This is a genomic window from Nitrosospira sp. Nl5 (assembly GCF_900102495.1).
GTDB lineage: Bacteria > Pseudomonadota > Gammaproteobacteria > Burkholderiales > Nitrosomonadaceae > Nitrosospira.
In genome coordinates, this window is record NZ_FMVQ01000005.1 from 1 (window position 1) to 14,335 (window position 14,335).

12 protein-coding genes are annotated in these 14,335 nt (G+C 52.6%); 7 read left to right on the forward strand and 5 right to left on the reverse strand.

All coding sequences use genetic code 11. The features are described from left to right. The first annotated feature begins 281 nt into the window (after positions 1-281). The gene (locus BLP45_RS06475) at positions 282-1,334 is read left to right on the forward strand and encodes a glycosyltransferase family 2 protein (protein ID WP_090370976.1); all 1,053 of its coding nucleotides are present in this window, start codon (positions 282-284) and stop codon (positions 1,332-1,334) included. Between the two features lie 158 nt (positions 1,335-1,492). Beyond that, on the forward strand, positions 1,493-2,257 hold the full coding sequence (locus BLP45_RS06480; RefSeq protein ID WP_090371259.1) for a 3',5'-cyclic-nucleotide phosphodiesterase: 765 nt from the start codon (positions 1,493-1,495) through the stop codon (positions 2,255-2,257). A 20-nt stretch (positions 2,258-2,277) separates the two neighbouring features. Here BLP45_RS06480 and corA read toward each other — a convergent pair whose 3' ends face one another. From corA to rpiA, 4 genes are all read right to left on the reverse strand, one after another. After that, complete coding sequence (gene corA, locus BLP45_RS06485) at positions 2,278-3,348, reverse strand: magnesium/cobalt transporter CorA (RefSeq protein WP_090370978.1); 1,071 nt, start codon at positions 3,346-3,348, stop codon at positions 2,278-2,280. 42 nt (positions 3,349-3,390) lie between these two features. After that, on the reverse strand, positions 3,391-4,911 hold the full coding sequence (gene ppx / locus BLP45_RS06490; protein ID WP_090370979.1) for an exopolyphosphatase: 1,521 nt from the start codon (positions 4,909-4,911) through the stop codon (positions 3,391-3,393). Between the two features lie 44 nt (positions 4,912-4,955). After that, positions 4,956-5,663 (reverse strand): phosphate signaling complex protein PhoU, encoded by a 708-nt coding sequence (phoU, locus tag BLP45_RS06495; RefSeq protein WP_090370981.1) that lies wholly within the window; start codon positions 5,661-5,663, stop codon positions 4,956-4,958. 70 nt (positions 5,664-5,733) lie between these two features. Then, positions 5,734-6,393 (reverse strand): ribose-5-phosphate isomerase RpiA, encoded by a 660-nt coding sequence (gene rpiA / locus BLP45_RS06500; protein ID WP_176754687.1) that lies wholly within the window; start codon positions 6,391-6,393, stop codon positions 5,734-5,736. A gap of 321 nt (positions 6,394-6,714) precedes the next feature. On the opposite strand from rpiA, the gene ilvA reads away from it, so the two are divergent. The 3 genes from ilvA (at position 6,715) to BLP45_RS06515 (ending at position 11,165) form a co-directional block, all read left to right on the forward strand. Beyond that, the gene (ilvA, locus tag BLP45_RS06505) at positions 6,715-8,226 is read left to right on the forward strand and encodes a threonine ammonia-lyase, biosynthetic (RefSeq protein ID WP_090371263.1); all 1,512 of its coding nucleotides are present in this window, start codon (positions 6,715-6,717) and stop codon (positions 8,224-8,226) included. Between the two features lie 198 nt (positions 8,227-8,424). Beyond that, on the forward strand, positions 8,425-9,741 hold the full coding sequence (locus BLP45_RS06510) for a porin (protein ID WP_256327728.1): 1,317 nt from the start codon (positions 8,425-8,427) through the stop codon (positions 9,739-9,741). A 95-nt stretch (positions 9,742-9,836) separates the two neighbouring features. Further along, complete coding sequence (locus BLP45_RS06515; protein ID WP_090370985.1) at positions 9,837-11,165, forward strand: porin; 1,329 nt, start codon at positions 9,837-9,839, stop codon at positions 11,163-11,165. 185 nt (positions 11,166-11,350) lie between these two features. Here BLP45_RS06515 and BLP45_RS06520 read toward each other — a convergent pair whose 3' ends face one another. After that, positions 11,351-11,743, reverse strand: coding sequence for a hypothetical protein (locus BLP45_RS06520; RefSeq protein WP_090370987.1), 393 nt, complete (start codon positions 11,741-11,743; stop codon positions 11,351-11,353). A gap of 193 nt (positions 11,744-11,936) precedes the next feature. Here BLP45_RS06520 and BLP45_RS06525 point away from each other — a divergent pair, with 193 nt between their 5' ends. Further along, positions 11,937-12,599, forward strand: a complete 663-nt coding sequence (locus BLP45_RS06525; RefSeq protein WP_256327729.1) for a helix-turn-helix transcriptional regulator — start codon at positions 11,937-11,939, stop codon at positions 12,597-12,599. Positions 12,600-12,971: 372 nt separating this feature from the next. Beyond that, positions 12,972-14,321, forward strand: coding sequence for a porin (locus tag BLP45_RS06530; protein WP_090370988.1), 1,350 nt, complete (start codon positions 12,972-12,974; stop codon positions 14,319-14,321). The last annotated feature ends 14 nt before the right edge of the window (positions 14,322-14,335 follow it).

Below are 14,335 nucleotides of genomic sequence, written 5' to 3' on the forward strand. Positions count from 1 at the left end.
CTACGTGGCATTGCTGGAGGCGCAAGCACAGCCTGAGGCCAGCCTGGACCGGATGCAGCCTGACGACCGCGCCCCGACTCTCGCTTTTGGGTGATTAACGGTTTGTCCGGGAATTTTACGGAGATTGCCGACTCTGCATCCGGCCCTCCGGTCATCCGGCCATCCACAAGTGGACCGCTCATTTCTCAGTTCGGCGCCATGACTCTTAATGACTTTTTGCGCTACTTGATCTTCACCTTTTTGGTGAGTTCGCTACATCTGCCGGCTTTAGGCTGACCGCTATGCCGGCCACGCCGTCTATTGATGTGGTGATCCCCGTTTATAATGCGCCCGCATTGACGCGGAAGTGTATCGATTCCATTGTTGCCTGTCTCGGCGGATCCATAAGCCATATTTACGTTCAGGACGATGCATCCGGCGCCGAGACGCGTCAGATGCTCGATCACCTGCCATATGCCGGTATTCATATTCATCACGCCCTGAAGAATCAGGGTTTTGGTGCTTCAGTAAACGAAGCAGTGGCTCGCTCCGACGCGTCTTATGTGCTGGTGCTCAATTCGGACACGGTTGCAAGCGAAGATTTTCTGCCGCCGCTGTGCGCGGCGCTGGCGGCTGACCCGCAACTGGCAGTCATTATTCCCGCTGGCAACGACTATGCCAGGCATGATCTAAACCAATACTTGCGGCGGCCTGGCGGCTATATCCGCACGCATCGGCTGCAAGGCCACGCGTTCCTGATCCGGCGTAGCGTTTTTTTGGGAACTGGTGGCTTCGACCTGTCATTCGGCCGGGGCTATTATGAAGATGTAGACCTTGGCCGCCGGCTGGACCTGAGCGGCTGGCGTCTTGGGGTGCATCCCGACGCACGCATACACCATCAGGGCGGAGGCTCGTTCGGGCGCGGCCGGTCTTTCAGGGAGCTGGTGCGGCGCAACCGCGACCTTTACTTCTCGCGCTACCCCAATGCGCGCCGCAATATCCTGCTCCTCTCGGGGAAATGCCCACTGGCGCATTTCCCCTCAAACCTTCTTGATGCGGTCGAGAAGGTATTTCACGAGGGAGGCTACGTCCATTGGCTCACGCCGCAACGGGCGCAAATGCTTCCGTGCCTGCAAATGCGGCATCACGTTGCCGGTCTGGGGGCGCTGATAAGACTCATGGGGCGCGGCTGGCGGGCGGACAAGCGCATCTCCGAAGTATGGATATTGCCCGATGCCCCGCGCCTGCTACACGCAATGGCCGTTCTCTGGGCACATTTCAGCGGAATCGGGGTACGGTCATGGGAAGGGACCGCAACGGTGCGAAGCCGTACTTCCAGGTTGCTTTCAAAATAAGCCTGGATGGACGGTGGAGATGAGATAAATACAAGCCGGCAACCACCACCACTAGCATGGATGCGGGGCTTGACTGAAAAGTGAGCGGTCAACCACGGATTCAGCATTACCGCTCTACACCGGCATTTCTTTTGGATATTACCGATCGGGAGGCAAAGATGCGCGTAACCATACTCGGATGCACCGGCGGGGTCGCGGCGAATTTAAGGACCACCTGCCTGATGCTGGACAGCGACATTCTGATTGATGCAGGGACCGGAGCGGGAGATTTAACTCTGGACGAGATGCTGCGCATCGACACCGTATTTCTTACGCATTCCCATCTCGACCACGTGGCATTGCTGCCAATGCTTGCGGATGTTGTGGGACCGCGTCGTAATACACCGCTCACTGTATATGCCTTGCCAGAAACGATTGCAATACTTGCGCAGCACATGTTCAATTTTCGCCTTTGGCCGGATTACACCGCATTACCCTCCCCCGACAAACCTTACGTGATATTCCATCCGGTAGCAGTGGGTCAAACGGTGGAATTGGCGGGGCGGAGAATCAGCCCGCTGCCGGTGCGGCATGCCGTGCCGGGCGTGGCTTATCAACTCGACAGCGGCAAGGCAAGTTTTGTCTTCAGCGGTGACACCACTTACCACGCGCCGTTCTGGGAAGCATTGAATGCAATCGGCAATTTGCGCTACCTGATGATCGAAACGACGTTCCTCAACCACAACACGGCAGGCGCTGAAGCTTCCGGACATATGCGCCCCGAACTGCTGGCCCAAGGGTTGAAGCATCTCAACAAACCGGTCCGCCTTCTGATCACCCACATGGAACCCGGCAATGAGGACGCAACAATGGCGGAAATTCAGGCAGCGGCAGGAGCGTTCAAACCGGAGAAGTTGAAGCGTGGGCAGGTGTTCGAATTTTAACGTCACCCGGCGTCATTTCGCTACAGCCATTTCTTCCAATGAAATAGGACCAGCATTCCCGCGCTGATAGCTGTCATCACCCCCAGTACCGCGAAAAACCCCCAGGACCATTCAAGTCCCGGCAGGTACTTGAAATTCATGCCGTAGATGCCGGCAATCAGGGATAGCGGCATGAATATAGTGGTAATAACGGTAAGAACTTTCATTACCGTACTGATGCGGTAGCTCACGCTGGACATATAGATGTCAAGCATGCCTGCTGTCACATCGCGCAGGGACTCAACCGATTCGATGATGTGAATGGTATGGTCGTATACGTCCCGCAGATAAAGTAACGTATGGCGGGTAAATAACGGGGAATCCTCGCGTTGCAGCGAACTGATAACTTCGCGCAGGGGCCACAGCGATTTGCGTAGAAAAACGCCTTCGCGTTTCAGGTGGTAGATTGAATGCAGAGTACTGGGTTGAGGGCGGACGATCAGCTCCGTTTCCAGCGCCTCGGTTTTCTCGTCGAGCCGCTCAAGAATGACGAAGTAACTGTCCACAATGGCATCAATCAAACTGTACATCAGAAAATCCGCGCCCGATTTTCTGACTTGGCCTTTATTTGAGTGCAATCGCTCGCGCACCGACTTGAACTGGACGCCTTCCGTTTCAAAAAACGATAGCACAAAGTCTTTTCCCAACACCAGGCTGACCTGGTCTGAATCTATCCTTTCTTCCCCGTCCTTGTTCTCGTAACCGAAGGTTTTCAGTACCACGTAGAGGTAATCGCCGTAATCCTCCAGCTTTGACCGTTGCTCGGTATTGAATATATCTTCCAGCACCAGCGGATGCAGGTCAAAGCAAGCGCCAATTTGTTCCATTACAGCGGTATCACCGAGCCCGTGGACATTAATCCATTTGGTGCCGTGCGCCAGCTTTATTTTATCAGCCAGGTTGGCAGCGGTTACCTCAGACTCACGTGCACCGCTTTCGTCGTAGTCCAGAAAGATGATGTTGGGGGCAGCAGATTTCTTTTTGCCGATATGCACCAGCGTGCCTGGCGGCAATCCCGCTTTCGTGGACCTCTTTTTGGAGTGGGATGCCATCGACTGATTATTAAGGTTATCCGCCTATAGGGGACGCGGCTTCTACTTTACAGGCCTTGTTTCCTCCAGTCTATCCTGAATACGGAAATTGAATCCGAGAGCGGCCCACTCTTCTATTTCAGCGGATAGCGCGGTATCAGTCAAGGGATTGTGCGCCAGCCATCCTCTCTCGATGACCAGATCGCATTCCTTATCCCTCAAGTACACTTCCATGCGCGGCAGCTTGATATCACTGCGGCTGCGGTGAAACAACGTTGCCAGGCGCAGCGCGAACAGCAGGGCAAAATCCAGGGGTTCGACGACGGATTCTCGCACTTTGCCGATAGAACCACGATGGGCGAGCGTAAGCACACTCAAGCGTTCCTGTTCCATTCTCGAGAAACCGGGCATATCCGCGTTACCGAGAATGTATGCCGAGTGTTTGTGATAGCCGGAATGGGCTACCGAAATGCCGACTTCATGCAGTCGTGCTGCCCAGGAAAGGACTTGCAGCATTTCTTTCGCTTCATCAGGGTAATCTGCCAGCAATTGTTTTCCCAGCAACAGCGCCAGCGACTCGACCCGCCCCGCCTGGGCGGAATCGATCCGGTAGCGTTGCATGAATTGTCTCACCGTTACTTCGCGCATGTCCTGGTTATGGAAGCGTCCCAGCAAGTCGTAGAGAACGCCTTGGCGTAACGCGCCCATTGCCTGAGACATGCGGCGAATGCCCAGCTCGGAAAAGGCGGCCGACATAATGGCGAAGCCACCAGGGATGACCGGTGCGCGGTCGGCTCGCAACCCGGTGATTTCTAATTTTTTGACATCGCCCGCCTTGAGTAAGCAGTCGCGGAAATTCTCTAGTCCTTCCAAAGTAATATCGCCCTTGCCATCGTCATTATCAAGATTGTTCAGTTTTATAATTTCACCGAGTGCACGCACGGTGCCGGATGAGCCAAATGCCTCCTGCCAGTGCGCGCTGGAGAATTCGGCGGCGATAGCCTGCAATTCGCTGCCCGCAGCAAGCTCTGCTCGGTGCATCGCTCCCTTGGTGATTTTGCCATCCGGAAAGAAACGCAGGCTATAGCTGACACAACCCATGTAGAGACTTTCCAGCTTGATTGGTTTCAGGCGGGTGCCAATGATAAATTCGGTGGAACCGCCGCCGATATCCATAACCAGGCGGTTGTCACGGGAGACTGGCAGACCATGAGCGACTCCCAGATAGATAAGCCGTGCTTCTTCGTGCCCGGCAATAATCTCGATGGGAAACCCGATAGCGGCTTCGGCTTTTTTGAGAAACGCTGATGCATTCTTCGCTACTCTCAGCGAATTTGTGCCGACGGCACGGACAGAATGCGGTGGAAAGCCACGCAGGCGCTCACCAAAGCGTTTCAGGCAGTCCAGCGCGCGTTCTTGAGAATCCTCGTCCAGTCGCTCATCGGCGGAAAGCCCGGCGGCAAGCCGTACCATTTCACGTAAACTGTCCAGCGGATAGATCTGTTTGCCTACCACCCGCGCCACTTGCAGACGAAAGCTGTTCGAGCCAAGGTCTACTGCTGCGAGCGTGGAGTATTCAAGCATGGCTTTCCGGTTGAATTCAGAAGGTTGCTGGCAGCCTGAGCAGCTTATTCCCCTACTTCACGCTCAATCTCTTCAACAGTCACATGCCGCACATCTCTGCCCTTAACCATGTAGATGACATATTCCGACATATTTTTGGCGTGATCGCCAATGCGCTCAATTGCTTTCGCAATAAACAGGATTTCCAGGGCGGTAGAAATTTTGCGTGGATCTTCCATCATGAACGTAATGAGCTGGCGCATGATTGAACGGAATTCTTCATCCACCTGTTCGTCCTGCCGCACAACCCGGGCCGCTGCCGTCAGGTCCAAGCGGGCAAACGCGTCGAGTGATTTGTGCAGCATTTCCAGCGCAATGTGGGCGACATGCCGGATTTCGACAAACCGTGGCATATGCATGCGGTCGGTTTCGTAGATCAGCTTAGCCATGCGCGCGATCTTTTCCGCTTCATCGCCAATGCGTTCCAGATCGGTAATGGTTTTGATAACGGTCATGATCATGCGTAAATCGCCGGCGGCGGGCTGCCGGCGCGCAATGATCTGGCTGCAAATTTCGTCTATGGACACTTCCATCGCATTGACGCGATGGTCATCAGCAATAATGTTCTCAATCAGGTTCTCATTGCCGCTGGTAAGTGCCTCAATGGCTTTCTCGATCTGTTCTTCCACAAATCCGCCCATATGCAACACACGCGTTCGCACTGCCTCGAGGTCGGCGTCAAACTGCTTGGATATATGTTCGCTACTTGCCATTGCGCACTATGGATGGGTTAGAAGCAAGGAATGATACTTGCCGGTTGTGACGGTTTTATTGCTGCTTGCCTCAAATAACGATCGTTCGGATACCACTATCAGTGCCCAGCAGCAAGACATCAGCGCCTCGCTTCGCGAATAGGCCGTTGGTTACAATCCCGGTTATCTGGTTGAGCGTTGTCTCCAGTTCAACCGGATTCAGAATTTGCAAGTTATGCACATCCAGAATGATATTACCGTTGTCGGTGGTGAATCCCCCGCGCAGCACTGGCTGGCCGCCCAGTCGTATCAATTCGCGTGCCACATGGCTTTGGGCCATCGGGATAACTTCCACCGGCAGTGGAAATTTGCCGAGTACCGTCACAAGTTTACCCTGATCGGCAACACAGATAAATTTTTTCGCAACAGCAGCGACGATTTTTTCACGTGTCAATGCTCCTCCGCCCCCTTTTATCATGTGCAAATGTTCAGTGATTTCATCCGCGCCATCCACATATACCGCAAGTAAATCGACACTGTTCAGATCGACAACCTCGATCCCATGTTCGCCGAGTCGCCGCGCAGTAGCCTCCGAGCTTGCCACCGCCCCTTCGATTTTATGTTTGATCCCGGCCAGTTCGTCTATGAAATAATTTGCCGTGGAACCTGTGCCAACACCGACTACGCAACCAGTCGGAATATATTGCATAGCGGCCTGCGCTACCGCACGTTTTTGTTCGTCTTGCGTCATGATGTTATTTGTAAAGAAAGTAACGTTTACCAGAATAACCTTATCCGGCGGTTTTAACAATGCAGCGGAATGTCTGGCAGCCTGGTGAAACTGAAGATTTAAAGGAAATCGGCTGCAAAGCATCTGGCCAGCAAACATTGCGCTGCTTCCGCGCACAAAGGGCAATAGACCAGGTTTTGGCCTCGGAAATCGTCAATTTTTTCACCCCCGGGTCACCTTTTCTCTTCAATTCTTCGCGCCCGACAGGCTGCTGGAGCGGCTTCCGCCATGCTAAAATCCCTAATCGCCGATTCGCAAGCACTTTGCAAAAATGTACGCTTCATGAAAAACAATTATCTCGAAAAAATTCTCACTGCCCGGGTTTATGACGTAGCGGTAGAAAGCCCCTTGGAGTTCGCATCGAATCTGTCCGCACGCATACACAATCGGCTATTGCTGAAGCGCGAGGATATGCAGCCGGTATTTTCATTCAAAGTGCGGGGAGCCTACAACAAGATGGTCAGGCTTTCTCCGGCCATTCTCAAGCGTGGGGTTGTGACGGCTTCCGCCGGGAATCATGCGCAGGGAGTAGCGCTCGCGGCGCAAAGACTTCATTGCCGCGCCACGATCGTGATGCCGGTTACTACCCCGCAAATCAAGAAGCAGGCGGTTGAAGCCCGTGGCGCAACTGTCGTGACCCACGGGGATTCTTACGATGAGGCCTATGCCTGCGCACTGAAATTGGCGAAAGAGGAGCAGGCCACATTTGTGCATCCCTACGATGATCCCGATGTCATCGCGGGGCAGGGTACCATTGGAATGGAAATTCTGCGTCAGCATACTGGCGCTCTCCACGCCATATTCGCGCCGGTGGGGGGCGGCGGTTTGATTTCGGGTGTCGCCGCTTACGTAAAAAGGCTTTATCCGGAAATCAAAATAATTGGAGTCGAACCCGTCGATGCCGATTCCATGTACCAGTCGCTTCGCAAAGGACGCCGGATCAAACTCGCACAAGCGGGATTATTTGCGGATGGCGTGGCGGTAAAGCAGGTGGGAGTGGAAACCTTTCGCTTGTGCCGTGAATTGGTGGATGAAATCATACTGGTAGATACCGACGCTATCTGTGCTGCCATCAAGGATGTGTTCGAGGATACCCGCGCCATCCTGGAGCCCTCGGGGGCGCTTTCGGTCGCTGGTGCGAAGGTTTATGCCATGAGGGAAAATATCCGGGACGAAAACTTGATTGCCATCGCTTCCGGCGCCAACATGAATTTTGACCGACTGCGTCATATTTCCGAACGGGCGGAGCTGGGCGAGCAGCGAGAAGCGGTAATGGCGGTTACTATCCCTGAGGAGCCTGGTAGTTTCAAGAAATTCTGCGCCATGCTGGGAACGAAAAGCATTACTGAATTTAACTACCGCTATGCCGACCCGAAAGAAGCACACGTATTCGTCGCCGTGTCGGTCCGCAATCGTGGCGAAGCGGAAAAGCTGATCAAGAGTCTGGAAAGAAGCGGGCTGCATACTGAGGATCTAACCGACAATGAAATGGCAAAACTACATATACGTCATCTTGTGGGAGGACGTGCGCATGACGTAAAAAATGAACTCCTTTATCGCTTTGAGTTTCCCGATCGCCCCGGTTCGCTGATGAAATTTCTCAACAGCATGAGCCATCACTGGAATATCAGCCTGTTCCACTACCGCAACCATGGGGCCGACTATGGTCGGGCATTGGTCGGCATGGAGGTGCCCCCTGAAGAGAAAATCGAATTCAAGGCGTTTTTAAGCCAGTTTGGCAACCATTACTGGGACGAAAGCGGCAATCCCGCATATAAATTGTTCCTGGGATAGCTGTCGATTTGAGATTCCTTACCGGGCTTGCATTGACTCAAAGGCATATTTGACATGGAGGGAATACCTCGGCAAAGCCAGGCTCCCGCTTCCGCATGTCCATTACCGGATACCGTTTCTTCTCAATGAATTTCGAATGGCCGGGCCCAGGCTGCATACACGCTTTATAATTCCGGCTCTGCATAAATGGAGCGACGAATGTCAGAACATAGAAACCAGGTAGTAATACTTGCTGTCGCAGGCATTCTGCTATTGACCATTCTGCCTTCAAGCGAAACGCATGCTAACAACTTAATAAGGTTATTCAAGGACAGCGGCATGGAGTTCGGCGGCTGGATCAACGGTGGAGCGACTTACAATGCGAATAATCCCTCCAATGGATACAACGGTACCGTTACTTTTGCTGATCGTTCCGGCGAATTTCAACTGAATCAGTTCAATATGTTTATACAGCGAGCTGTACCGTCGGAAGGCAAAGCATGGGACTTGGGTGGCCGTTTCGATTTTCTGTTCGGTACGGACGCCATCTATACGCAGGCTTTTGGCATTTCGGCGTTTGACGAGAACACCGGACAACCTTCGGATAGGGGCAATTGGGATCTCAACTTGTGCTGTAATTCGACTCGCACCTACGGTATCGCGCTTCCGCAGGCTTATTTGGAAGCATACGTGCCGGTGGGTAATGGCCTCAATATCAAGGCCGGCCATTTTTATACGCCGCTCGGTTATGAGACGGTTCCCGCTCCCGATAATTTCTTCTATACGCGCGCCTACGCATTAAATAGCGGTGAACCATTTACCCATACCGGCTTGCTGGGTAACTACACGGTCAACACCAATTGGTCCGTCCTGGGCGCCGCAACCACCGGCAGCGCTACCGGCGGGTGGGATGGCGGTTTCGATAAACAGCTGGATAACTGGGGCGGCTTAGCCGGTATGATCTGGACCAGTGACGATAGAAGGACATCGGCCACTATCGGCGGAACGTATGGCCAGTCGGCGACAAATGACCCTTGGATCATGTACAGCGTTGTTCTGCAGCATCGGATCACGCCCAGAACCCATATGGTCGTGCACCACAATCACGGTTGGGCAGGGAGCATTAATCTGCCGGGAGGCATCAAGAATGCCGAATGGTATAGCATCAACACGCACTTGACCTATGACCTTCTTAATGATCTGTCCATCGGCATTCGCGCTGAACGGTTCAACGATAGGGACGGGTGGCGCGTATTCTCGCCCTACCGGATACTTTCCGCGCTTAATAATAGAGGGGTTAGCTATGCCGGCAACATTCCCTTTATTGGAGCGCCGGCTGATTATTACGCAGTCACTGTGGGGATGAACTGGAAACCTGCGAAAAGGCTGAAAATTAACTGGAAACCGATGGAGAAGCTGAATATCAGGCCAAATATCCGCTATGACCGGGCGGACGGGATTGGCGTCGCGTTTCGGCCGTTTGACGGCAGGAAAGATCAATTCCTGTTCTCGCTGGATGCTACCATTCCCTTCTGATTCGATAATCGATGACCCGCACTCGCCACGTTACCGTTCATTAACTTCATGATTCGTCCAAGGCCCATATCTCTGGTAACCGGGGAGACCCGCAAATGACATTCGCGTCAAGTTGCGGAAACCGGATGATATTCGCCATCGCATTCGGCCTGTTATCGGTTGTTATGAATTCATGCAACGCTCATGCGAGTAACCTGATAAATTTTTTTAGGGACAATGGCATAAAGGCCGGGGGCTGGATCAATGCCGGGGCGACTTACAATCCGAATTATCCGGCCAATGGATACAACGGACCCGTCACTTTCGCTGATCGCGCCAATCGATTTCAGCTAAACCAGTTCAATGTCTATATTCAGCGCACGGTGGTGACCGAGGGCAAATCACTGGACTTTGGCGGCCGCTTTGATTTTATGTTCGGTACCGACGCCATCTATACCCAGGCTTTCGGTGTCCCTCCTTTTGATGTGAATTCAGGGCAGCCGTTGAACAGGGGAAATTGGGATCTGGATCTATGCTGTGCTTCCACACGCACCTATGGAATCGCACTCCCGCAAGCTTATGTGGAAGCATACCTTCCGGTTGGTAATGGACTGAACCTCAAGGCCGGCCATTTTTACTCGCCAACTGGTTATGAGACTGTTCCGGCTCCCGATAACTTTTTTTATACCCATGCCTATACCTTTAATAATGGCGAACCCTTTACCCATACGGGGCTGATGGGAAACTATCCTCTCAACAAGAATTGGTCGCTTATGGGCGGTGCAACCACCGGCAGCGCTACCGGCGGCTGGGATGGCGGTTTTGATAGACAGTTGGGTAACTGGGGGGGGTTGGGCGGAATTACCTGGACCAGCGACGATATGAGAAGCTCGATTAACGTCACCGGTACCTATAGCGAGACCTCTGCACGCAGCAGGGAGCCCTGGGGTATGTTCAGCGTAGTGCTGCAACACAGAATCACTCCCAAAACGCACCTTGTTGTCCACCATACCCACGGTTATGCGGGGGGTGTGTTGTTGAACGGCGTGAATCAGAATGCCGAGTGGTATGGCATCAATACGCATTTGTATTATGACCTCCTGGAAGATCTATCCATCGGTGTCCGTGGGGAGTGGTTTCGCGATAGGGACGGTTTTCGAGTTCCCTCGCCATTCCGGGTTGTTGCCGCCACCGACAATAGAGGACACAGCTTTGCGGGTAATTTCGCGCCGACCTTCGCCCCTGCTGATTATTACGCAGTCACACTGGGCATGAACTGGAAACCAGCAAAAAGGCTGAAGGTTGACTGGAAGCCAATGCAAAAGCTGAATATTCGTCCAAATATTCGTTATGACAGAGCGGATGGCATCGATCAGGCATATCGGCCTTTCGATAGCAGAAAAGATCAAGTCCTGTTTTCCCTTGATGCAACGATCCCTTTCTAATCTCAACCGGTCAGCAAGCTGTACAGAGGCCATTTTAAGCATGAACTGTGCTGAACCGAGCATCAAATGAAAAGCGCGACTTCCCGGTTCTCGCGATACTGGACACAACGGCTTTCCTGAAGCTTCTCCTGCCTCGGCGATTTCGAGAGAACGCTGCCGAAGCATTTCTATAGAAGCTTGGCCAGCTATTGGCCATCTTGCGCGGCATAACTACCTTGCGCCGCTTCCAATGCCATTTGCCGGTGGGCGGCTGCTTCTTTTATATTAGCCTGCGCGCTTTCCTCGTATTTGCGCGCCAAAGCCCAGGTGCGTGATTTTCGGTCCTCGGCTTGCCGACCGTAGAGATAGCCTTTTTCCTCGTAGTGCTCAAGCAATTTTCTTTGCTCCTCAGCCTTTGTTTGCATCTCCCTGGCGGCGCCTTCGAAATATTTCGTCAAGGCATCATGATCGCTGCGGGTTCTGGCGTTCTGAACGGCTTTACGAATATTTGTGTTCTGGACAGCTTCAAGAGGAGTCAGTTGCGCGCAAGCGGCCAATAAACCGAGGGATAAAGCTGCGAAAAGCGTCCTTGTTTCCATAACGGCATCTCCATGAAACCAGGTAAATCGACAGTAAAGGAAGGTGGCGAGGTTGCGAGTCACGTTTATCCGAACTATATTCAACTAATAACACTTTGTCAAGTTAGTTATGTTATAAGTATTTTATATGTTTTCGACTGAGGTTTTGTTGTATTCTATTATTTATAAAGCGTCATAATTTTTTCAGCATAAAATGCAGGTAGGCGTAAGGCTGACGATTGACATGATGGGTGAACGGCAGAAACAATTGCTCAAGCTACTGCGGGGAAGCAAGGCTGGGCTGAGTGTGGATGAGCTTTCGAAAGGACTCGAGATCACGCGCAACGCGGTGCGGCAACACCTTGCCTCGCTGGAGGTGGCGGGATTGGTCGCAGCCGGAGCCACGCGCCCCTCGGGGGGAGGACGTCCACAGCAGCTCTATATGTTAACCGAGCTTGCCAAAGAGATGTCGCCGCGGCAGTATTCCTGGCTTGCGCAATTAGTATTGGCCTCGGTCCAGCGGGAAGAAGGTGCCGCAAACATAGGCAAGCGCATGAGCGAGATCGGTGCGAACGTAGCCCATCAGATACGCAGCCAATACCCTGGCCTGACTACGCATCAGGAGAAGGTCGAGAAGCTTGCCGAGGTCATGGACCAGCTCGGGTACCATGCAAGGAATGCAACATTGCCTGGGGGCGAGGCGGTAATTGAAGCCGATAACTGCGTATTCCACAGCATGGCAAAAAAAGACCTAGAGATCTGTCATCTTGACCGGGGATTGATGGAAACCTTTACCGACAGCAAGGTCGAACAAAATGAGTGCATGGCTCGCGGCGGAGATGTGTGCCGCTTCAAACTCAAGGCAAACGAGGAATAATCCGCCGGATCAGTTTCCTCTGTCGCCGCAATTCTTCGTTATTCAGCATTTCGCACAGATACCCGGTCCCTCCGAATTGCGATAGCGGCTATCTTGCAGCCGTAGTCATCGTCCATGGAAAGAAAAAATCGGTGTTTTGATAGATGTTGCGCGAGATCAATTCGCGCAACATGACAGGTATCATCACGCCATTCCTTGTGTTACAACGATTTGTTACGGGATGACGCCTTCGTTCACGAATTAATCCTCGTAAATCAAATAATTTCACAAATTCCTCACAAATACATTACAGTTTATTCACATATGGCGTGATACGTTTCGAAACGTAATACCATTCCATTTGTAGTGTTTTTACCTGGGGGGGAAATCAATATGACATACCTGCCAAAATGCAGAGGCCAGGTAATATTCGCCTTGATGGGTAGTCTGTTAGCGGCGACGCAGGTAGCTAATGTCCATGCCAATACCTATGCTAACACTATGGCGGATTTCTTTAAAAATAGTGGTATCAGAGTGGGGGGCTGGATCAACGGCGGCGCGACCTTCAATCCAAGCCACATCGATGGGTTCAATGGTCCAGTTACTTTCAACGATCAAGCCAATCGATTTCAGCTGAATCAATTTAATGTATTTATAGAGCGTCCTGTCGTAGCTACGGGCAGCCAATGGGATTTCGGGGGGCGTTTTGATTTCCTGTTTGGTACGGACGCCATTTTTACCCAGGCTTATGGTGTTCCCGCATTCGATGTGAATTCCGGGCAACCGTTGAACAGAAGCGATTGGGATCTTGACTTGTGCTGTGCCTCGACGCGTTATTACGGCATCGCACTCCCACAGGCATATGGAGAGGTTTATGTGCCGGTCGGTAATGGCTTGAACGTCAAGGTTGGTCATTTCTATACGCCCATCGGTTACGAGTCGGTTCCGGCGCCCAACAATTTCTTCTACTCGCATGCCTACACGATGCAGTATGGCGAACCCTTTACCCATACCGGTGCATTGGGGAACTACACGGTCAACAAGAACTGGTCGCTGATGGGAGGAACCACGACGGGTAGTGCCACCGGCGGCTGGGATGGAGGTTTTAACAGGCAATATGGTAACTGGGGCGGTATTGCCGGCATTACCTGGACAAGTGACGACATGGGAACCTCAGCCAATCTGGCCGGGACTTACGCCGAGACCTCCACGCGAAGCAATGAGCCTTGGGGAATGTATAGTCTCGTGCTCAAACACAGAATTACTCCCAAAATGAATTTTGTTTTTCAACACGACCATGGCTATGCCGGAGGGGTGTTACTGAACGGCGTGATCCAGAATGCCGAATGGTATGGCATCAACACGCACACCTATTATGACATCACGCCCGATCTATCGATAGGCGTGCGTGCCGAGTGGTTCCGCGACAGAGACGGCTTCCGTGTCTTTTCCCCTGGCCGTGTGGCTGCCGCCACCAACAACCAGGGATTCAGTTATGCTCTGGGACCGGGCCGCCTCGGCAATAGCACGAGTTTGCCCGCTGATTATTACGCGGTCACGCTGGGCATGAACTGGAAGGCGGCAAAGACATTGAAGCTTGACTGGAAGGCGATGAAACAGTTCAATGTTCGTCCAAACGTTCGGTACGACGCCGCGGATGGCTTGCATAACGTCGATTATCGGCCTTTCGGCGGGCATAAAGACCAGGTTGTCTTATCCCTCGATTTCATGTTGCCGTTCTGATGCGACGATCAAAA